Annotated in this window: 24 protein-coding genes and 3 tRNA genes; 23 read left to right on the top strand and 4 right to left on the bottom strand. The window is 51.3% G+C overall.

Features of this window, described 5'->3' with window-relative positions; all coding sequences use genetic code 11:
- Nucleotides 1–10 precede the first annotated feature (10 nt).
- From CPZ25_RS17220 to CPZ25_RS17260, 9 genes are all read left to right on the top strand, one after another.
- Entirely contained in the window at nt 11–1,483 is a 1,473-nt protein-coding gene (locus CPZ25_RS17220) for a sodium:solute symporter family protein (protein WP_096920071.1), read from the top strand.
- A 503-nt stretch (nt 1,484–1,986) separates the two neighbouring features.
- Entirely contained in the window at nt 1,987–2,850 is an 864-nt protein-coding gene (locus CPZ25_RS17225; protein WP_096920069.1) for a phage antirepressor KilAC domain-containing protein, read from the top strand.
- Nucleotides 2,847–3,455, top strand: a complete 609-nt coding sequence (locus tag CPZ25_RS17230) for a restriction endonuclease subunit S (protein ID WP_096920068.1) — start codon at nt 2,847–2,849, stop codon at nt 3,453–3,455. The genes CPZ25_RS17225 and CPZ25_RS17230 overlap by 4 nt, the downstream gene beginning before the upstream one ends.
- Nucleotides 3,452–3,649 (top strand): hypothetical protein, encoded by a 198-nt coding sequence (locus tag CPZ25_RS17235; RefSeq protein WP_058695652.1) that lies wholly within the window; start codon nt 3,452–3,454, stop codon nt 3,647–3,649. Before CPZ25_RS17230 ends, CPZ25_RS17235 begins: the two co-directional genes overlap by 4 nt.
- Nucleotides 3,650–3,663: 14 nt before the next feature.
- Complete coding sequence (locus CPZ25_RS17240; protein WP_096920067.1) at nt 3,664–4,272, top strand: RNA polymerase sigma factor; 609 nt, start codon at nt 3,664–3,666, stop codon at nt 4,270–4,272.
- Between the two features lie 76 nt (nt 4,273–4,348).
- On the top strand, nt 4,349–4,573 hold the full coding sequence (locus CPZ25_RS17245; RefSeq protein WP_038352148.1) for a DUF1659 domain-containing protein: 225 nt from the start codon (nt 4,349–4,351) through the stop codon (nt 4,571–4,573).
- 32 nt (nt 4,574–4,605) lie between these two features.
- Entirely contained in the window at nt 4,606–4,842 is a 237-nt protein-coding gene (locus CPZ25_RS17250) for a DUF2922 domain-containing protein (RefSeq protein ID WP_058695649.1), read from the top strand.
- Nucleotides 4,843–4,919: 77 nt separating this feature from the next.
- On the top strand, nt 4,920–5,468 hold the full coding sequence (locus CPZ25_RS17255) for a YcbK family protein (protein WP_096920066.1): 549 nt from the start codon (nt 4,920–4,922) through the stop codon (nt 5,466–5,468).
- Between the two features lie 57 nt (nt 5,469–5,525).
- On the top strand, nt 5,526–6,005 hold the full coding sequence (locus tag CPZ25_RS17260) for a hypothetical protein (RefSeq protein ID WP_096920065.1): 480 nt from the start codon (nt 5,526–5,528) through the stop codon (nt 6,003–6,005).
- A gap of 66 nt (nt 6,006–6,071) precedes the next feature.
- On the opposite strand, the gene CPZ25_RS17265 is transcribed toward CPZ25_RS17260, so the two are convergent.
- From CPZ25_RS17265 to CPZ25_RS17280, 4 genes are all read right to left on the bottom strand, one after another.
- Nucleotides 6,072–7,307 carry an S-methyl-5-thioribose kinase gene (locus tag CPZ25_RS17265; RefSeq protein ID WP_096920064.1) on the bottom strand — a complete coding sequence of 412 codons (1,236 nt, stop codon included), beginning with the start codon at nt 7,305–7,307 and terminating at the stop codon, nt 6,072–6,074.
- Between the two features lie 2 nt (nt 7,308–7,309).
- Nucleotides 7,310–8,611, bottom strand: coding sequence for an S-methyl-5-thioribose kinase (locus tag CPZ25_RS17270; RefSeq protein ID WP_058695645.1), 1,302 nt, complete (start codon nt 8,609–8,611; stop codon nt 7,310–7,312).
- Nucleotides 8,612–8,687: 76 nt separating this feature from the next.
- A complete protein-coding gene (locus CPZ25_RS17275) occupies nt 8,688–9,158 on the bottom strand; it encodes a EutP/PduV family microcompartment system protein (protein WP_074617682.1) in 471 nt (156 codons plus the stop codon).
- Between the two features lie 3 nt (nt 9,159–9,161).
- Nucleotides 9,162–9,515 carry a BMC domain-containing protein gene (locus CPZ25_RS17280; protein WP_013379239.1) on the bottom strand — a complete coding sequence of 118 codons (354 nt, stop codon included), beginning with the start codon at nt 9,513–9,515 and terminating at the stop codon, nt 9,162–9,164.
- A 267-nt stretch (nt 9,516–9,782) separates the two neighbouring features.
- Between CPZ25_RS17280 and prmA the strand changes: the two genes are divergently transcribed.
- The 14 genes from prmA to CPZ25_RS17350 all read left to right on the top strand — a co-directional run bounded on the left by prmA (nt 9,783) and on the right by CPZ25_RS17350 (nt 19,995).
- On the top strand, nt 9,783–10,727 hold the full coding sequence (prmA, locus tag CPZ25_RS17285; protein WP_058695643.1) for a 50S ribosomal protein L11 methyltransferase: 945 nt from the start codon (nt 9,783–9,785) through the stop codon (nt 10,725–10,727).
- A 14-nt stretch (nt 10,728–10,741) separates the two neighbouring features.
- Nucleotides 10,742–11,479: a 16S rRNA (uracil(1498)-N(3))-methyltransferase gene (locus tag CPZ25_RS17290; protein WP_096920063.1), complete on the top strand. Its 738-nt coding sequence runs from the start codon at nt 10,742–10,744 to the stop codon at nt 11,477–11,479.
- Nucleotides 11,480–11,518: 39 nt separating this feature from the next.
- Nucleotides 11,519–12,826, top strand: a complete 1,308-nt coding sequence (mtaB, locus tag CPZ25_RS17295) for a tRNA (N(6)-L-threonylcarbamoyladenosine(37)-C(2))-methylthiotransferase MtaB (RefSeq protein WP_096920062.1) — start codon at nt 11,519–11,521, stop codon at nt 12,824–12,826.
- A gap of 14 nt (nt 12,827–12,840) precedes the next feature.
- Nucleotides 12,841–13,185, top strand: a complete 345-nt coding sequence (locus CPZ25_RS17300; RefSeq protein ID WP_058695641.1) for a histidine triad nucleotide-binding protein — start codon at nt 12,841–12,843, stop codon at nt 13,183–13,185.
- A 233-nt stretch (nt 13,186–13,418) separates the two neighbouring features.
- Nucleotides 13,419–13,967 carry a glutathione peroxidase gene (locus CPZ25_RS17305; RefSeq protein ID WP_058695640.1) on the top strand — a complete coding sequence of 183 codons (549 nt, stop codon included), beginning with the start codon at nt 13,419–13,421 and terminating at the stop codon, nt 13,965–13,967.
- 181 nt (nt 13,968–14,148) lie between these two features.
- Entirely contained in the window at nt 14,149–14,331 is a 183-nt protein-coding gene (gene rpsU, locus CPZ25_RS17310) for a 30S ribosomal protein S21 (protein WP_013379247.1), read from the top strand.
- 13 nt (nt 14,332–14,344) lie between these two features.
- Nucleotides 14,345–14,788 (top strand): GatB/YqeY domain-containing protein, encoded by a 444-nt coding sequence (locus CPZ25_RS17315; RefSeq protein WP_013379248.1) that lies wholly within the window; start codon nt 14,345–14,347, stop codon nt 14,786–14,788.
- Between the two features lie 126 nt (nt 14,789–14,914).
- Complete coding sequence (locus CPZ25_RS17320) at nt 14,915–17,302, top strand: cation-translocating P-type ATPase (protein ID WP_074617685.1); 2,388 nt, start codon at nt 14,915–14,917, stop codon at nt 17,300–17,302.
- A 208-nt stretch (nt 17,303–17,510) separates the two neighbouring features.
- Nucleotides 17,511–17,587, top strand: a tRNA-Pro gene (locus tag CPZ25_RS17325).
- 23 nt (nt 17,588–17,610) lie between these two features.
- A tRNA-Ile gene (locus CPZ25_RS17330) sits at nt 17,611–17,687 on the top strand.
- Between the two features lie 18 nt (nt 17,688–17,705).
- Nucleotides 17,706–17,781: transfer RNA gene (locus CPZ25_RS17335), tRNA-Phe, on the top strand.
- Nucleotides 17,782–17,936: 155 nt separating this feature from the next.
- Nucleotides 17,937–18,608, top strand: a complete 672-nt coding sequence (locus tag CPZ25_RS17340) for a cobalamin B12-binding domain-containing protein (RefSeq protein WP_058695638.1) — start codon at nt 17,937–17,939, stop codon at nt 18,606–18,608.
- Nucleotides 18,608–19,309 (top strand): GntR family transcriptional regulator, encoded by a 702-nt coding sequence (locus CPZ25_RS17345; RefSeq protein WP_058695637.1) that lies wholly within the window; start codon nt 18,608–18,610, stop codon nt 19,307–19,309. Before CPZ25_RS17340 ends, CPZ25_RS17345 begins: the two co-directional genes overlap by 1 nt.
- Nucleotides 19,309–19,995, top strand: a complete 687-nt coding sequence (locus tag CPZ25_RS17350) for a GntR family transcriptional regulator (RefSeq protein WP_058695636.1) — start codon at nt 19,309–19,311, stop codon at nt 19,993–19,995. Before CPZ25_RS17345 ends, CPZ25_RS17350 begins: the two co-directional genes overlap by 1 nt.
- Nucleotides 19,996–20,085: the final 90 nt, after the last annotated feature.

Here is a 20,085-nt window from a genome sequence, read left to right on the forward strand (position 1 = left end):
AGAGGAGGGCATGATGAATATTTCCTTTGCGATCATTATCGTTTATATGGCCCTGCTGATTGGAATTTCCCTGCTGTCCGGCAGATTGTCGTCGGCCAGGGGTGGTTCCAGCAGCTTTCTGCTGGCAGGCAACCGCCTGCCAACCCTTTTGGTGGCTGCCATGGTGGCCGGTACCGCCATCGGCGGCACCGGTACCATCGGTATCGCCGAGAGCGCTTATACCAATGGCCTTTCAGCCGTCTGGTACAATATTGCCTGGACCATTGGAATTCTGGCTTTTGCCTTTCTCATGTGTAAAAAGCTGCGCCGCACTGGCGTCAGCACCACCAGTCAGATATTCATCCGCCTGTTCAACCGCTTTGACGGTATTGTATCCAGCGTCATTCAGGTGGTGGTAGCTTTTGGCATCAACGCCCTCCAGGCCATCGCAGGCGGCGCGATTCTGACGGCGCTGCTGCCCCAGTACTTTAATATGACGAACGGGGTCATCATCTCGGCCCTGGTATTTACAGCCATTGCCCTGTTTGGGGGCTATATGGGTGCAACGCTGACCAATGTTATCAATGTGGCCATGATTTATCTGGGAGTGATCGCAGGCTTTATTGCGGCCCTGAACAATGGCGGCGGCTGGGAGCATATTACCCTGAGCCTGCCCCAGGGCGGCCAGTGGTTCAGCATGTTTGAGGGCGTCGGCCCGGTGATTATCGTGGGATGGGTTGTTTCGATGGTTATCCAGTCCCCGCCTAACCAGGGCCTGATCCAGGCCACAGCAGCAGGCAGAAGTGAAAAGGCCGCCAGGTATGGAACCATCATCGCAGCTGTCCTGATCGTCCCCATTGGTTTCCTGTGCGCCTTTATCGGGATCATGGCTGCGGCTACACTCCCGGAGCTGGAAAGCGCAAGCCTTGCTTTTCCCATGCTCATGTCTAACCTGAACCCCTGGGTCGCGGGATTTACCCTTGCCGGCCTCTGGGCTGCTGATGTTTCCACAGCTACCTCCTGCATGATGGGGCTGGCGACCGTGGCGACTAAAGACATTATTGTACGCCAGATCAGGCCAAATATGGGCGACCGCACACAGCTGCTGATGTCCAAGGCCATCATTGTGGTCTTTGGCGTGCTGGGGGCCTTTGCGGCGTTGAATATCCGCTCTATTTTGGGCTTTATGATGCAGCTTATCGTGGTCTACACGCCGTACTGCTTTATTCTCCTGTCGGCCATCTACTGTCCGAGGCTCTTGAGAAAGAGTACCTGCACAGCCACTGTGGTAGTGAACCTGTTCATTATGGTGTTGTGGCTGTTGTTTCCGGCAGTACACATTGTACCAGATATGATTTACCTGTGCCTGCCCGCCACCCTGGCCACCATGGGCCTGTGCACAGCAGTTGACAAGCGTACTGTGGATGTGGATAAGCTGTTTGCCCCCGAAAAATTGCCCGAAGCCAGTATGACTGTCCCTGTCCCGGCACCGGAGGAGATATAGAGAAGAAGCTATAAAACCCAACCCGTATCGTAGCGATACGGGTTGGGTGGTGCGGGGTTCTTTGCTATGCTCCAGGAGATATAAACTGGTTTTTTGAAAAATTCTAAGCCCCTTGAGAAAAGGCGATGGTGCTGTAGTAAAAGAAAAAAGAAACAGTGAGGTGCCCCCCATTTCCGGGGCAAGATTAACCATACCAGTGCCACAGGGGTGGCATCCCTGTTCGGCCGATAATCCATACCCGGAAGCAATGACGCCCCAGAGGCGTTTTTTTGATGCTTTCAAATCCCTGCCGCATTTGTCCGCGATTCTGAAAAAGATTAAATTAAGCTCAAAATTTTTCATTCAGGGGCTTTTTTAGCTTTTTGGAAGTTTATTTTACTTAAAAAAGCCTGTTTTTGGCATTGTCTGGCTGTTTTGCAAAAAGCAGGAATTTTTCGAATGCGGTATCATAGGGTCAAGCTTAAAAAACAAATGAACACCGGTGTTCCGAAAGGAACTTTACAATGCAGAACACAAACAAAAATCAAACCGCCGAAAGCTGCCTGATACAGAAGGTCTTTGAGAGTGAAGAGTTTGCGAGCGTGCGTACCCTTGTCCGCCCGGGAGGCGAATTGGAGCCTTCACCCACCGTCTATTTTGTGGCGAAGGACGTCTGTGAAGCCATGGACTACCAGAACCACCGCCAGGCCGTCAAGCGCCATGTGGAGCCCGAAGATGTGCTGATCCAGGAGGTTCTCGATAAATACGGACGTCGACGCAGAACCCTGGTCATTAACGAGAGCGGCCTTTTTGCCCTCATTCTGGCAAGCCGTCAGGATAAAGCCCGCCGTTTCCGCCACTATGTGACCAGCGTGATCCTGCCCGCCATCCTCCACTACGGTGCCTACATCGACCCCGGGCAGCTGGAGAACCTGAAAAAGGATCCCCGGTGTATCGAAATTCTGTGCGGGAACCTTGAGCGTATGTTCCGCCGCTGCGACGTCATGGAACATCAGCTGAAAACAGCCCAGGCCGATTACCAGAGAATCCTGCCCGACGCCCTGTTTGGCCAGACCATCCAGGTGGCCGGGGACTGTATCAGCGTGGGAGCCATGGCCAAGCTCGTTTTTAGGGAAAACAAAAAGAGCATGGGGCAGAACCGCCTGTACGCCTGGCTGAGGGAGCAGGGCTACCTGTGCCGCCGCGCCTGCTTCTGGAATCAGCCAACCCAGAAGGCTGTGAATCTGGGCGTGCTCGTCCTGCGGGAAAACAGTGTCCGAGACAAATACGGGCGCTGGCATCTTTACCAGAAGCCCATGGTGACCCCGAAGGGACAGCGCTATTTCGCGGAGCGGCTTTGTCCGGATGCCGGGGAGAGCGGACGATGAACTACCTGACCGAGCTTCTGGCTTTTTACAGGTGGATGGCGGAGCATCCGCTCACCCCGATCCTTCAGGCTTACTGGCATCTGCTCATGTACTATAACAACAAGGCTGCCATTCTGGCAGAGGACGGCCGCTGGTACTGGCCTGTAACCTTCCGGGCGGCCAACTCGGTGGTAGGACAGGCCCTTGGCCTCAAGGACCGTTTCAAAATCAATCACCAGCGCAGACACCTGGTTAAGCGCGGCCGCATCGACTATACCCCGCACGCTGGGCAGGAGGCAGGAGATTACCGCCTGATCCCCTTTGATCCGGGACTTGCCCAGATATGGGTGACTGCTGAAAAGAGTGGAGCCCGCACCATGGTGTGGACGCAGACCCGCACCGATGACGCACCAGAGACTGCACCATTCATAAATACTATAAATCATAAAGCGTCTTCTCTATATGGTTCTACTCAGGGCGGCGGAGACAACATCATGGGCTTCAATCTTCTGCCCCCGCTGACCGATGCGGAGAAGGCCGCTGTCCGGGCAGAATACCCTGATAACGACGTGGCCCGCTTTAACGCAGAGTGGGCTCTGAGAGAAAAGAAAGGAGGTTTGATATGAACCGTTTAGGCAGCGGCAGGGCAATCCTGCGGCGAAAACGCCCTTACACCGTCCGGGCGGACTGCGACTTGGAGCTGGAGCTCTGGGCAAGAGACGAGGAGGAGGCAGAGGATCAGTTTAATGAATACTGTGAGGCAGTCCAGTATCATCATCCCGAGCTGGTGCTTACTTTGCGCGGCGTCCGTGAGGATTGAGAAAGGAGTTGTGATTGGAGGACCAAAATTACGAGCTGATTAACACCTGGGCCGCAGAGGCTCAAAAGGGAGACAAACGGGCCGCGGAGCTGCTGCTCCAGAGCTTCCGGCCCCTTATTCTGAAAATGGCTGGCAGTTGTTTGGAAGAGGGGAGTTTTGAGGACGCTTATCAGGACGGAACAGCCGCGTTTTTGGAAGCAGTGCGGCGCTATGACCCGGAGATCAACCACCTTTTCCCAGGCTATATCCGGAGCTGTCTTGATTTTTATTTCAGAAAACGGCGTGAGGGCCGCTTTGACCGGTCGGTGAGCCCGGCGGTATCGTTGGATTCCCCGGCCGCGGAGGATGGAAGCTCTTTGGGGCAGCTGGTGCCTGACCCCATACAGCCTATCCAGGCCTACCATGAGGAGCGTGAAAGAAAAAAGCGTCTGGAAAAGCTAGCGTGGGCCTTGGGGCAATTGCCCCAAGGCCAGCGCAGGGCTATCATAGCCTATTACCTGGAAGGCCAGAGCCAGAAGGACATCGCGGTGGAATGCCAGCTCAGCACGTCAGCGGTTAAAATGCGGATACACCGGGGGCTGCGGCGGCTTAAGGCGATAATGGAGGACGAAAAAATATTTTGAAGCGTATGTGACCCGCGACTCTTTTTCCGGATATATAAGCGTACCCCAAAAGCGGGACAGAAAGTGAGGTTAGCAAATGGCAGTTGTAAAGTACACAAAAGCAGTGGCGCTGAAGGTGGTCTCCAATTATGGAGAGCAAAAGGGAAAGATCGTGAAGAAGACAAAAACCTATGGCGACGTCAAACCCGCCGCCACGGATGAGGCGCTCTACGCGACCTACAAGCATATCAAGGGATTACAGGAACCCATCGGGGAGGGCTGTATGCGGGTTACCACCGATGATCTGGTAGAAAACGCTTAAGCATTTAATTCAGGAAAGAGAGGAAGAAACAGATGTCAGCAGAAACAAGTAAGGATTTAGTATTGTATTTTGAACGCAGCGACGGCAAAAGCTACAGTGTGAGCGTTCCGGATTACCTGGAAGGCATCACCGACGAGCAGATCAAGACAGGCGCTCAGGGCATTTTGGACGAGGGCGTTTTTGAGCCCGAAGGCTTTGCCTTGGTCAAGGCCACAAACGCCGTCAAGATCGAAACCACAAAAACTGATGTCCCTCTGGAGACAGAATAGCAAAGGGAACCCCAGGTATTTTGACGGGCAGGCAGGAGACAGCCTGCCCGTTTTTGATTGAGATAAAAGGAGAGAGAATGAAATATAAAAAGACTGCCCTCTGGATTTTTTTGGCCGCCGGGAGCGCCGGCCTGGTATTTATCTTCGGCGTGATGCCGGGAGAAAGTGTTTTGCCGCCGCAGTCAGAAATCGCCCAGCCGGGCCCACAGCAGACTGCGCAAGAGCCTGAGTCTCCAGCGCAGGAGCACGGAAGCCCTGGCGCCGAATCTCTACCGGAGGTGCCAGCGCCGGAAATGGCCAGCGCCCATTTCGAGATGGCAGAATACCGATGCGATTGTGCCGGCCTCTGTGACGGCTGGCCGGCCCGGATGAACCCTGCGCTGCTCGACAGAATCGAAGTCCTGCGCCAGTACTGCGGGCGTCCTGTCATCATCACCTCCGGCGTACGGTGTGAGGGCCGAAACACGGAGGTAGGTGGTGTGGCATGGTCCTTTCACAAGCGGGGCGACGCCGCGGACCTGTACTGCCCAGGTGTGGCTGTGGGCGATCTGGCCCAGACTGCTAAAGAGCTGGGTATGAACGTCCTGCCCTATTACGCCAGCGGCTATATTCATGTAGAGGTGTAAAAAGGCAGCATAAAGGAAATTGTGATAAAGTATTCGACAAAGATCGAGGAGCAAAAAATGAAAAATAAGATTTTAATCCGAGGGCTTATGGCTGCCACAGCCGCCGCTGCGGTTCTGTTTTTATTCGCCGGCTGCCAGGCAGAAGCGCCAGCGCCCAGCGCAGGATCATTCACCCACAGTGATGTGTTGGATCAAATTTATCACGCAGAATTTGAAGGCCAGGAGGGCATGAGCCGTAGCTGGACTGAAGACGCCAAGGGAAATGAGCAGCTCATCCTCAGGGAATCCACTGATGACGAGGGACGCCTGGTGCGCCTGATGCTGGTCTATGATCGGAAGTCTCAGAACGACGCCTGCGACCTGGCGGTTCTTGAGCAGGTTACCTACGAGCAAAGAGGGGAGGAGCGCCACGCGGTGGACACATCCATCCTCGATATGTACGCTGTGGTCCGGGATACCGGGGAGGTCATCGCCTCGGGCAAAAAAGACTGGGGCGATATTGGGAGCGAAGCCTATCAGGCTGCGACAGGAGAGTAGGCGCCCGGCGAATAATGAATGATTTATAAAAAAGCAACCCGTATCGCTGCGATACGGGTTGCTTTTTTATTGCTGTTCGATGCCTGCGCAGCAGCGCAGGAACGTGTTGAATTCGTCGATGCTGTGGAAGGTATCGGTCATGAGCAGCGTGTACTCCGCGATCTCAAGGGAGCGCTTCTGAATAAAGCCGAGTTCGCGCTTTTCAATACGCTTGAGATCACAGGTCAGGGCCATATCAGAGGAGATGCGGGTAATCAGGCTGATAACCGCGTACTGCAGGGCATCCTGAAAGATGCTGTCGCAGACATCCTGACAGCTCAGAACCTTCAGCCGGTAGCTGACCTCGCGGTTTTCAGACCAGAGCTTTTCCATGGTACGGTTAAAGCTCTGGTACATGTCCGATATAAAATCCAGATCATAGGCCTGCATGGCCAGGCGCTTGTCCTCAGATACGGCCTTATAGCCCAGCCAGGACACATAGTTGATGATCATGCTGCCGGTCAGGCGGCCGATGTCAATGGCCTTTGGCCCATAGCCGGAAAATTCTGTGTCAATAATCTTGACTTTGTCTGGCCCTACCATGATGTTGGAGCTGTGGAGATCGTTGTGGATCAGACATTCGTCATTATTCAGGTATTTATAACCCAGAGACCGGACGCGTGCCTGAATTTTTTCATTGGACAGGATACGCTTCCGGGTGTCCTCGGCCTCGGGCTCCAGAGGCTTTTCGGCGCTGAGCAGGACATTGTTCACAAACAGGATATCATACAGCCGTTTGGATTCATCGTTGTAAAAAAAGTGCTTCACACCCTCAAGCTTGCGGCCGGTCATCAAAAGGTCGGAGGTGTGGAAGAACAGCAGGGCCAGAAAAATACCCATTTTTTTGCCAACATCGGGGTAGGTGACACCCGCGGTCAGCTCGAAGCGCAGCAGCTCAAGATCCATGAGGTCTTCCATGACAATGACACCTGCGGCCTCGTCAAAAAGGTAGATGTCCGGGGCGATATCCTCATAGAGGGTTCCCATAAAGGTGAGCACTGCGATCTCGGTGCGCAGGCGTTCCATGAGCACCGGATGGTCGCCGCCATCGGCCTCCTTAAAGGCGCGGATGTAGGGCAGCAGCTGCTTGACCACAACGGAGCAGTTGCTGTTCAGGTCCCTGACCGCAAAGATCAGGTTGACATAGCCTTCAATATTCTGGATCTCCTCATGGAGGTCGATAACGTTGAGAAGCGCGTTTTCAGAAAAGATTTTTTTCTGGATCAGATAATCCTTGATGGTGTCTCGGTTCAGAGGTTCCATGGTTATGCCTCCTTAAAGGCTTCGGCCGGGTGCTTTCCTGCCATTCCCCGCAGGTAGTCGGTCAGGTCGGTGATTTTTCTGTAAGCGCCGCGGTTTAAAAACAGCTCAATGGTCATGAGCAGCACCAGCTGCTCAGGGTAAATGCGGTCTGGTGTTTTCAGCCGCTCGAGATCGTAGCAGATGCCGCGGTCGCCGATGCGGGAGGCGGCGTTGAGTGCGGTGTACAGCAGCGTATCCTGAAAATGGGACAGCAGGTAGGCATCCACGTCCAGGCTGCGGAGACGGTAGCTGTCGCTCCGGTTTTTGCTGCACAATGCCCGGAATTCTTCCTCAAAGCACTGGTACATGGTGTTGATGGCATCCAGCAGGTAAGCCCTGAAAACAGCCTTCTCGCCCTCGGTATGGTCATGGTCGCCGTACCAGGAGAAGAAATTGAGACAGAAACTGGCAATGAGCCGTCCCCAGTCTTGAGCGATTGGCCCGAAGCCCGCGAACTCAGTATCGATGATCTTCATGCTTTGGTCGTTAATCATAATATTGGAGGCGTGCAGATCGGTGTGGATCAGGCACTCTTTGTCGGTCAGGAACTGGTGGCGCATCTGGCGTATCATGCCCTGAATCTTTTCGTTTTCGATGATGGCCTTGCGCAGGGGCCAGGTGGCCTCGGGCATGTACCGGTTGTCGGATACGATGGTGCAGTCGGCAAACAAAAAGAAATCGAGAGCAGTGTATTCCGGATTCTCAAAAAACTTTTCGAGCTCCTGTTTTTTGTAGCGGGTCAGGTGCAGGTCTGAGGAGTAGAAAAGGTTCCGGGCCATAAAGCGGCCGATCTTTTCCGGAAATTCGGGGTGCTCCTTCATACGGCAATGCTCATAGCGCAGCAGGCTGTGGTCGGTCAGGTCTTCCATGACGATGATGCCGCGGGGCTCGTCGAAAAGGTAGATTTTGGGGCAGATGCCCGGGTACACCGAATCCCAGAAAATCAGAACTGAGATTTCGGAGCGGAGCCGCCCGATATCCAGACTCCAGTCATGCATGTATTTGCTGTTTTTGCTGCCGGCGGCTTCGTCCATCTTGCTCCTGGGCTCGCCCACAATCTGCTTGAGCACCATGGATTTGCCGTTTTGGTCATAAATATGGTATATAAGGTTTACATATCCGTCAATGCTTTCCTTGATAGCGTGGAGATCCTCCACCACGAGCTCGGCATCCTGCGGATAAAGGTCTTTATCTTTCAGATAGGCGGCTACCTGATCCTCGGTCAGATAGTCGTCGGTCCAGTAGGGGATTGCTTCCTGGGACATATCATCACTTCCTTTTATAGAGGTAATCGAATCAAAGGGTACCGCCACGATACCCTTTGAAAGATGTTTTTCTGTTTTATTTTTTACTCCGGTGCTTGTCCATATAGCTGTGAATGGCTTCCTCAAGCGCCTCAATGCCCTCGCCGGTAATGGCGCTGACCTCATAGATTTTCTTCTTGTTCACACCGGCAAAGTCCATAAAGCGGTAGCTTCTTTTCATATCAGCGTCCTCACGGTCAATCTTGGTGATGACGCCGATGGCCGGAATGTTAAAAGTAAAAACAAAATTGGGCGGAATGGTATTCTGGGTGTCGACGCTGGAGATTACCACAATGACCAGCCCGGCGTCGCAGGACACATTGATGGCCTGCCTGCAAAAGAAGGGCATCTCAATAAATTCACCGGGTGTATCAATAAAATCCTCGGTATAGGTGACCTGCTGGGTTTTGGCGTAGTGGATTTCCTGCTGGGTAAGGCGCTGCATCAGGGTTGTTTTGCCGCAGCCGATCTTGCCGACCAGCGCCACACGGTTTCGGTTACTCGCCATTTTTTAAGAATAGGTGATTTTGGGAATATCGAAGCCCAAAACGGAATGCAGGGTGTTTAAAATTTCCTGTACGGCGGCTTTGACATCACTGACACGCCCTGTGATGACAAGGGAACCGCTGAAACGGTCAAGGAAGCCGATCTCTACCGGAGCAGCCTTGGTGCCAGCGTCGGCCGAGATAATGGCAGCCTCGCTGGGAGTAATGGTTAAAATGCCGATGGCGTCGCAGTTTTCGTCATCGAGCCCTAATTTAATATAGACATCGCTTTTTGGTTTGGCGATAATATGCGCTAAAGTGACCTGTTTGCCAGGAACGTATTCCTGTATCGATCGGGGTGTTTTTTTCTCTTCTGACATGGTCGATCTCTCCTTCTGTTGGGTATAAATAGTAATCTTATTATAGCATTAATCTGAATACCGTTACAGGTTGAAACGATATTTTACTTACAACGGGCAAAATAGTGCGGGTTTTATTGAACAGCCAGGAGGGCCTTTTGCGCCATATTCTTAAATTTTTACTTCCATTCTAAAGGAAATTCGGTTAAAATAAAATCTTATGGTAGATTCTTTGGAGGAAGCATATTATAATAATTCTTAGATAAATAAGGACTTGGGAGGTAATACATGACTTGGTTAGAAGTTCAAATCACGACGACGCTGGAAGCAGAGGAGGCAATCGTCAACCTGTTTTATGAGGTCGGCGCTAAGGGTGTTGTCATCGAATCTGGTGAAAACCTGATGATGATCCAGGAAGACCCCACCATCAACTACATTGATGAGCGTATCCTGAACATGGACCCGGATGTGTCCATTGTGCGCGGCTACTTCAATGAAAAGCTGGACTGTGACGAATGCATCCACCAGCTGCTGACCGGCATTAAAAGACTGCCTGCCTGCGGTCTGAATCCTGGTGAGTGTGAGCTTTCCATCACCGAGGTGGAGGAGGACGACTGGGCCAACTCATGGAAGAAATATTACAAGCCCACCCGTGTCGGCAAGAGCATTATCATTAAGCCCACCTGGGAGGACTATACGCCCGAGGCGGACGAGATCGTCGTCAACATGGATCCGGGCATGGCCTTCGGCACCGGCACCCATGAGACTACCCAGCTCTGTGTGACCAAGCTTGAGGAATACATCAAGCCTGACGATATGGTGCTTGACATCGGCTGCGGTACAGGCATTCTCTCAATCATCGCCGGAGAACTGGGCTGTAAGCACGTTATTGGCGTGGATTTTGACCCCGTGGCGGTTAAGGTGGCCAGGGAAAATATCGCGCTTAATAATATGGAAGATAAAATTGAAATCCGCGAGGGCAATCTTCTGGACGTCATCGCAGAGGACGAAAAGGCAGAGATCATTGTGGCGAACATCCTGGCAGAGGCTATTATTGAGCTGGCCCAGATCATTAAGCCCTATTTAAAGGAAGCGGGTGTGTTTATCTCCTCCGGCATTATAGGCGACCGGCTGGAAGCGGTTTTAAAGACCCTGAACGACGAGGACTTCGAGATTTTGAACATTGAGCAGATGGGCGAGTGGAACAGTGTTGTCGCCCGGATTAAGGCATAAAGGAGTTTTGCGGTATGCATCGTTTTTTTGTATCCCCGGGGCAGATCGAAGACGGGCAGGTCACCATTGATGGGGAGGATTTCAAGCATATTACCAGGGTGCTGCGCCTGAGAGACGATGAGGCCATCGAGGTCTGCGACGGCCGCGGCACTGACCATATCGTGACGGTGGAGACTGTGGGAAAAGACAGCCTTACCGGGCGTATTCTGGAAAGCCGCCCATCCCGCGGCGAGACGGACGGCCTGCGGGTAACCCTGTTTCAGGGCGTGCCCAAGGGGCAGAAGATGGAGTCTGTCATTCAAAAATGTGTTGAGGCCGGGGCAGCCTCCATCGTACCCTTTACTTCGGTGCGCACCGTGGTAAAGCTGGGTGATAAGGAAGAAAAAAAGACCCGCCGCTGGCAGCGCGTTGCCTACGAGGCCGCCAAGCAGTCCAAACGCGGCGTCGTCCCCCATGTGGCGGAGGCAACCACCCTGTCCGCGGTGGCGGACACGCTGGATAATTATGACCTGGTGCTCATCGCTTACGAGGGCGAGGAAAAAAACAGCCTGAAGAGCGTGATCTCCTCACTGGAGTTTGATCCGGAAAGAATCGCGGTCATCGTCGGCCCTGAGGGCGGCTTTGCCCCCGAAGAGGTTGCCATGATCGAGGAGGCCGGCGGTTATTCCGTGAGCCTTGGACGCCGGATACTGCGCACCGAGACCGCGGGCGTGGTGCTTCTGGCGCAGCTGAACTTTTTTTACGAAGACTGAAAATCACAAGTTAGAATAACGACTGGAGCTTTAACATAGATGAACAACAAGACTGTCGCTTTCCATACCCTTGGCTGTAAGGTGAATTCCTACGACACTGAGGCCATGATGGAAATTTTTGAAAAGGCGGGCTACCGCATTGTCGGGTTCGCCGAGTATGCTGACGTGTATGTGGTCAACACCTGCACCGTCACCCATCTGGGTGACCGGAAGTCCCGCAATATGATGCGCAAGGCCAGACGCATGAACCCGGACGCGGTGATCGTTGCGGTGGGCTGCTATGTACAGGTAGCCCCCGATGAGGTTCAGGCCATCGAGGAGGTGGACCTGATCATCGGTACCAAAAACCGGGCCGATATCGTGGACGACATTGAGGCCTACCGAAAGGATAAGACACAGAACAATTTTGTTTCCGATATTATGCGGGAGCGCCACTATGAGGATTTGAACATCACTGAAACTAAAGGAAAGACCCGGGCCTTTTTAAAGGTTCAGGAGGGCTGTAACCAGTTCTGCACCTACTGCATTGTCCCATTTGCCAGGGGACCGGTTCGCAGCCGTCCGGTGGACGCTGTTCTGAATGAGGTGAAGCGGGTGGTGGCGCGCGGCTACGCGGAGATCGTGCTCACCGGTATCCACATTGCCTCCTACGGCGTGGACCTGGAGGACGGTGTGGACCTTCTGAGCCTGATCCGCGCCGTCAGTGAGATTGACGGGGTGAAACGTATCCGCCTCGGTTCCCTCGAACCCCTGCTGCTCACCGAAGACTTTGTGAGGGGGCTGGCTGAAATTAAGGCCTTCTGCCCCCATTTTCACCTGTCGCTGCAGAGCGGCTGTGATACGGTTTTAAGCCGTATGGGCCGAAAATACACCACCGCCCAGTACGCGCAGATTGTAGAGCGGGTGCGCCGCGTCTTCGATTATCCGGCCATCACCACCGATATTATGGTTGGTTTCCCCGGTGAAACGGAGGAGGAATTTGAGAGGACCCTCGCCTTTGTGGAGCAGATTCATTTTTACCAGGTGCATGTCTTTAAATATTCAAGGCGCAAAGGCACAAAGGCTGAGGCCTTCCCCGGCCAGGTGCCAGAGGATATCAAGACTGAGAGAAGCCACCGCCTGACCCAGAGGGCCAGGGCCTGCGAGCAGGACTTCCTCGCGGCCAACGCGGGCAGAACCGCTCCTGTGCTCTATGAGCGCACAAAAGGGGAAGGGGTCTATGAGGGCCACACCGACAACTATATTCCTGTGGTTCTTAAAACAATCGAAAAAATTAATGGCAAAATTATTGAAACTGAGTTATTATATAAAGAGTCAGAGTTCCATATGACGGGGCTCCTGAATTAGAAGGGAGAAAGATTATGTCTGAAGATTGTATCTTTTGTAAAATCATAAACGGCGAAATCCCATCGACGGTTGTGTATGAAGATGATCAGGTCCTTGCCTTTAACGACATCGACCCCCAGGCGCCAGTGCATGTGGTCATCATTCCCAAGGAACATTACGAATCCATTTTATCCGTTCCGGCGGGGGATGACATCATCAGCCACATCCATACCGTCGCCAACCGTTTGGTGCTCAAACTGGGAATCGCGGACAGCGGTTTCAGACTGGTGAATAACTGCGGTGCAGACGGCGGACAGACCGTGCCGCATCTGCATTACCATCTGCTGGGCGGCAGAAGCATGCAGTGGCCGCCAGGTTAATACGGCTGTCAACAAAGCCCGTATTGCTGCGGTGCAGTCCTGCGCGGATCTGTAATAAGCTCCCTCATCTGCTTGGCCTTGTGGTCTTTCTCTTAGGCCGCCACAGAGGGTGAATATGAATAACAGAAATCACTTAACAGAGCTTGTTTTTGGGACAGGCTCTTTTTTTATGCCCGTATTTGGGTATATAAACAGTAAATAAGAAATATTCAGATAAAAAGGAGTGATTTTTTATGAAAAATATATATGACTTTAGTGTTGAAAAAATGGATGGCGGAAAGCAGGAACTCAAGGATTACGAGGGCAAGGTGCTGTTAGTGGTCAATACCGCCAGCAAATGTGGCTTTACCCCGCAGTTTGACGGTCTCGAAGCCCTTTATGAAAAGTATAAGGACCAGGGACTTATGATCCTGGGCTTCCCCTGCACTCAGTTCGGCAACCAGGATCCGGGCAGTAATGAAGAGATCGAAAACTTCTGCCGCCTTACCTACGGCGTATCCTTCCCGATGATGGCAAAGATCGAGGTAAACGGCGACAACGCCGAGCCGCTTTTCGTTTTTCTTAAGGAACAGCAGGGCTTCAGAGGGTTTGACCTAAACACCGAAAAGGGCAAGGCCTTTGACGAACGCCTGTCCAAGGACGATCCGGATTACGCGCAGAAGAGTGATATTAAGTGGAACTTTACCAAGTTTCTCGTCGACCGAGACGGCAATGTGGTTGCCAGGTACGAATCGATGGTAGAGCCTGCAGCGCTTGAAAAGGACATCGAAAGGCTTTTATAAAGTTTTTTACTGCCACAGGACAGCCTGGCTTTTTCTTATGAAAAAATAGATACAAAAAACCCCGATTAATCCCCACTTTTGGATTGACAATTAAAAAGTTTTTAAATATAATATAAGTTAGCTCATACCATGTCAAAAAAAGTTCCGTAAATAAAGTTATGGATTAGAGGGGGGGTTAAGAATGTCTGAAGTAAAAATCAAAGAAAATGAAACACTTGAAAGCGCATTACGCAGATTCAAAAGAAAAACTGCAATGGCAGGTGTTATGTCTGAGATTCGCAAAAGAGAACACTATGAAAAACCAAGTGTAAAAAGAAAAAGAAAATCAGAAGCTGCCAGAAAAAGAAAAATGAAAAAAAGATAGGATGTGGCATTAGTTGGCATTAAAGGAACAACTGCTAGCTGACTTAAAGGCTTCCATGAAGGCCAAGGATACGGTTAAAAAATCAACGGTAACGATGATTCGTGCCGCTATTCTTCAGGTCGAAAAGGACAATAAAGTTGAGCTGGGCGATGCTGAGATTCAGGAAATCATCGCCAAGCAAATGAAACAGCGTCGGGATGCCTTAGACGAATTTAAAAAAGCCGAACGAGATGATCTAATCGCGCAAACAGAAGCAGAGATGCGAGTCATCGAAGCTTACCTTCCTAAACAATTAACTCAAGAAGAAATTGAAGCGATTGTTGACGAAACCATCAAAGAAACCGGAGCTGAAAGTGCAAAGGACATGGGCAAAATTATGGGTGCGTTAATGCCGAAGGTCAAAGGACTGGCCGACGGAAAATTGGTTAATCAGATCGTCCGGGAAAAATTACAATAATAAAATACCGCTCAGCCTGCGAGACAGGCTCAGCGGTTTTTTATTTGCACTGGCGCTCTATAAACTGTCTTTCTTTTAAGAAAAGGGTGTTACTATTAACTTAATACAAAACAAGAGAGGTTCGCAATGGAAATGAACGCCTTTAACCCATCGTCAGCTACCGGTCTCACCGAACAGCAGGTAGCTGAGCTTCGAGAAAAGGGTCTCAATAATCAGCAGCCTGAATCCCAGACAAAAACCGTGGGCCAGATCGTAAAGGACAATACGCTGACCCTTTTTAATTTACTCAATATTGTGCTGGCGGTTCTTGTAATTGCGGTTGGGTCCTATAAAAATGCGCTGTTTATCAATATTGTGATCATCAATACCGTCATCGGTATTATCCAGGAGGTCAAGGCTAAACGCACGATTGACAAGCTCTCGCTCATTTCCCAGCCCCATGTCCGGGTACTGCGGGAGGGGAAGGAGAAGGAGATCACAGTGGAGGAGATTGTCCTCGGGGATATTCTTATCCTGAGCTCCGGAAAACAGATTCCATCGGATTCTACAGTGCTGAGCGGTGAAATTGAGGTCAATGAATCCCTGCTGACAGGCGAATCCGACGCCATTGTCAAAAAGGCGGGCGATACCCTTCTGTCCGGCAGCTTTGTGGTGGCCGGGCAGGCCTATGTGCAGGTGGATAAGGTGGGCGAAGATAACTATGCCACCAAAATTGCCGCCCAGGCCAAACAGATGCGCAAGCCCAATTCAGAAATCATGCGTGCGCTAAATCTGATCATGAAAGTTATCGGTATCACCATTGTGCCCATCGGTGTGCTGCTTCTGCTACGGCAGATTTTCGGCCTGAACTTGGGCATTAATCATGCCATTGTCACCACTGTGGCCGCCCTGATCGGTATGATTCCCGAGGGGCTTGTGCTTCTGACAAGTGTGGCCCTGGCAGTGGGCGTTATCCGCCTCGGGCATTACAAGACCTTGGTTCAGGAGCTGTACTGCATCGAGACTCTGGCCCGTGTCGATGTGCTCTGTCTGGATAAAACCGGCACCATCACCGAGGGGAGCATGGAAGTTAAATCCATCGACCTGGTCAATAACGCTAAAGACCCGGCCAAGGCCTTGCGCGCCATGGTGGCCACTTTGACCGACGATAACTCTACCTTTCAGGCCCTGAAGGACAGCTTTAACGGCGAAGCCCCCAAATGGCGCGCAGTGAAGACCGTCCCCTTTTCCTCGGCCCGCAAGTGGAGCGGCGTCAGCTTTGAGGGCCAGGGCACCTATGTTATCGGCGCCCCGGAATTTGTACTGAAAGATGGTTACAATGCCTATCGCGACAAGGTTGAGGGCTATGCCGCGGAGGGAAACCGTGTGCTGGTGCTCGTCCATTCCGAAAGCCCTTTTACAGGTGACAGCGGCCTGCCCGGTAATGTGCAGGTCATCGCGTTCCTGCTGCTCGGAGACAAAATCCGGAAGGAAGCCAAAAAAACTCTGGAATATTTTGCGGGACAGGGTGTTGCCATCAAGGTAATCTCTGGGGATAACCCCCTCACCGTGTCGGAGGTCGCCTGCCGGGCTGGCCTGATGGACGCCAAGAACTGTGTGGATGCCACCACCCTCGAGACGGACGAGGCGGTGGCGGAGGCCGCCCTCAAGTATACGGTTTTCGGGCGCGTTACCCCTGGTCAGAAGCGTGTGCTTGTCAATGCGTTAAAGGCCGCGGGGCATACAGTGGCCATGACCGGTGACGGTGTCAATGATGTGCTGGCCCTGCGCGATGCGGATTGCAGCATTGCCATGGCCGCGGGGAGCGACGCTGCCCGCCAGGTATCACAGCTGGTTTTGCTGGATTCCAATTTCTCCAGCCTGACCAAGGTGCTCATGGAAGGCCGGCGTGTCATCAACAATATCAGCCGCGCGGCATCATTGTTCCTGGTTAAGACCATTTACTCCTTCCTGCTGGCCATCGTTGTGATTGTGGCCAGTGAGGCTTATCCTTTTATTCCCATCCAGCTCACCCTTATCAGCACAGTAACCATAGGGGTCCCGTCCTTCTTCCTGGCCCTTGAGCCCAATAAAAACCGGCTCTCCGGCAATTTTCTGGAGACTGTACTCAGAAAGGCTCTGCCGGGTGCGCTGACCATCGTGGTGAATATTGTCGTGGTTATGATTATCGGGAATATACTGGATTTCAGCGTCAGCGAACTGTCCACCATGGCCTGCCTGCTGACTGGCGTCACCGGGCTCATTATCCTTTACGGTGTCTGCCAGCCCCTCAATGTCCAGCGGACCATCCTGTTTTGGGCAATGACCATCGCCTATGTGGGCGCTGTGCTGTTCTTCCCGACTTTCTTTGCAGTAATACCGTTCTACCCGACCAACTGGCAGGTGGTGCTGGTATTGCTGCCCATGCTGTTCCTTATTTATCCCATTATGCTGCTGCTCAAGACGGCCATCAATAAAACCGAACGGTGGCTTGTGGCGCATAAGCTGCTGGATTTAAAACAGACATCCCTATAGATATTTTAAGACCCGTATCGTGGCGATACGGGTCGGATTTTTTATTTTAAATTTTTGTTAAAAAAATGCTTGACGAAGGCTTAAGAATTGTGCTAGAATAAGCAAGTCGTCAAGTGAGACAGCTGCAGGCAGCACGGCTTAAAAAAACAAATTTTAAAAAGTGCTTGACATTAAGAGTTAAAGATAATATAATATAAGAGTTCTGTTTCGAGGTGTAGCGCAGTTTGGTAGCGCACATGGTTTGGGACCATGGGGCCGGAGGTTCGAATCCTCTCACCTCGACCATTTTTTTATCTGAACGATTATACGGGCCTTTAGCTCAGTTGGTCAGAGCATCCGGCTCATAACCGGCAGGTCCAGGGTTCAAGTCCCTGAGGGCCCACCAGTTTTCTTTTTAAAATAAGCCCAGATAGCTCAGTCGGTAGAGCAGAGGACTGAAAATCCTCGTGTCGGTGGTTCGATTCCGCCTCTGGGCACCACTTTTGAAATCCGGATACAAGCATGTCAGACAGCAGGTCTGGCTTTTTTTATTTTTTGAAAGAAATATTGAAGGGATGCCGCATGATGGTAAAATGGCGTTCAGAGTTGTGTTTTTAAGGACGATCAGTTATACTAGGCGTAAAGGTGATTTAAAATGAATACAGACATTTCCAGAGAAAAAATTAAAACAAACATCATAAAAAGTGTGACGGACCTGAACGAAAAAAAAACACTGCGCCTGGTGGAAAAAGCCCTCAATGCGGGGGTAACCATGGGCGATATTGCGGAATATCTTCAGCAGGGAATGGACAACGTGGGAGAGCTGTTTGAAAAAGAGGAGTACTTTATCGGCGATCTGATCATGGCCGGTATTATCTTCAAAGAGGTTATGAAGCTTGACAAACGCAGCGTGGCAGACCAAAAGGAAGCTCCCGGCAGCCGGGGAACTATCCTGATCGGCACCATCCATGGGGATCTGCATGATATCGGAAAGGATATTTTTATTGGTCTGGCCTGTGTCAATGGCTTTAACGTCATTGATCTGGGGGTGGACGTCCTCCCCGAGGTCTTTATTGAAAAAATCAGGGAGGCCCGCCCGGAAATCTTAGGCTTCAGCGGCCTGCTGACAACCGCCACAGCGGAGGTCAAAAAAACATTGAAGATGATTAATGACGCGGGCCTGCGCGATGGGCTGAAGATCATTGTCGGCGGTGGACTGATGCAGAAAGATCAGGAGACAGCCGAGGCCTACGCCGACGCTTATGTCAAAAACTCAGGAAGAGGGCTGGAATACTGCCTCGAGTGGGCGGAGAATGGTTACAGATAATGGATATACCGATTTATGAGAAAATTGCAAATGATCTAAAGGAAAAGATCAATCTGGAGCTTTTGAAGCCCAATGACCTTATTCCCTCAGAAGCGGCTCTGTGCGAAGCCTACAATGTCAGCCGCCTGACCGTCAGGAAATCACTGGAAATGCTGGTGCGCGACGGCCTGGTTTACCTGGTTCAGGGAAAGGGGCACTTTGTAAAAAAAACAAACGGCAGCAACTATACCCTGACGTTTAACGAAGTCAGCTTTAAGACCACAGATATTGACCAGATACACATTGTGGATGTCGATGTGATCGAATCGACCAAGGAGCTGGTTTATCTATTGAAAATTCATCCTAACACGCGCGTGCTCAGAATTAGGCGTGTGCTTTATGAAAAAAAGCAGCCCATTGGTTATGACATCAAGTACATTCCTTACTATCCCGGCTTCCCGCTGATTGAGGAGGAGCTGGAGGCCAGAGATTTTGTTGAGATTCTGGCAGACCGCATCTCGCCTTATTCGGTTCAGATCGATTTAAAGATTACACCGCAGAGGGCCAGGAGTGAAACGGCAGAGCAGCTTGGAATCGACGAGGGCAGCGGAATACTGACGGTGTCCCAGCTTTTAACAGATGTCGAGCTTGGCGTTGTGGGGTATTGCGAAACCTTTTATAACGCAGAATATGTAAAACTCACCGCAGAATGGAGCAGGTAATGGAAGCAAAGCTTTATAAGGGAGTACAAAACGATCTTAAAAAGAAAATTGAACGGGGAATCTATCCAGAAGGGTATAAGCTGGAAAGCGAGAACAGTCTCTGCGCCCAGTATAATGTCAGCAAGGTAACCTTGCGTAAGGCGCTCTCAAACCTTATTGAAGAAAATTATATTGAATCCAGACCACGGGTAGGGTATTTTGTAAAAGCGGCGGAACGCGGAATATATCATCTTAGCTACAGCCTGTCCAATGTGCTGAATACCTACATATCTGACGAGGAAATCTTGTCGGCGGATTTTGGCGGGAGAGAGAATGTCAATGCGTTTGAGATGTCCAAGCGTTATGCCAACGATGACGACGAGTGGATCGCCCTTGAGCGGATCCGGATTGTTTTCAGGCACACTCTGCCCGGTCAAAAAAATACGGAAAAGACGCGTGATTATTATAAAAGGCATACCGAGGATATCCTGTCCCTTGCTGAGACAAAAAAGATGACCTTGGAAGTGTCCTTTGGCGACGAGGCTGTCTGCAATGCTCTGGAAATTTTTTCGAATGAGGCATTGCTAACAATCTGTGAAGAATACTATGATGAATATGGAAAACAGTTTGCAGAAGTGAGGGCATATGTGCCGTCGGATTTTGCAGAGGTGAGGGCATCTAACAAAAGAAAGGAATCTGGTTTTTAAGGATTTTCTTTTTTGTTGACAATCTAATATTATCATGATAATATTAGATCAATCATTTGATATTATCACGATAATATCAAATTGGGAAAG

Origin of the sequence: Eubacterium maltosivorans, from assembly GCF_002441855.2 — a bacterium.
GTDB classification, from domain to species: domain Bacteria; phylum Bacillota; class Clostridia; order Eubacteriales; family Eubacteriaceae; genus Eubacterium; species Eubacterium maltosivorans.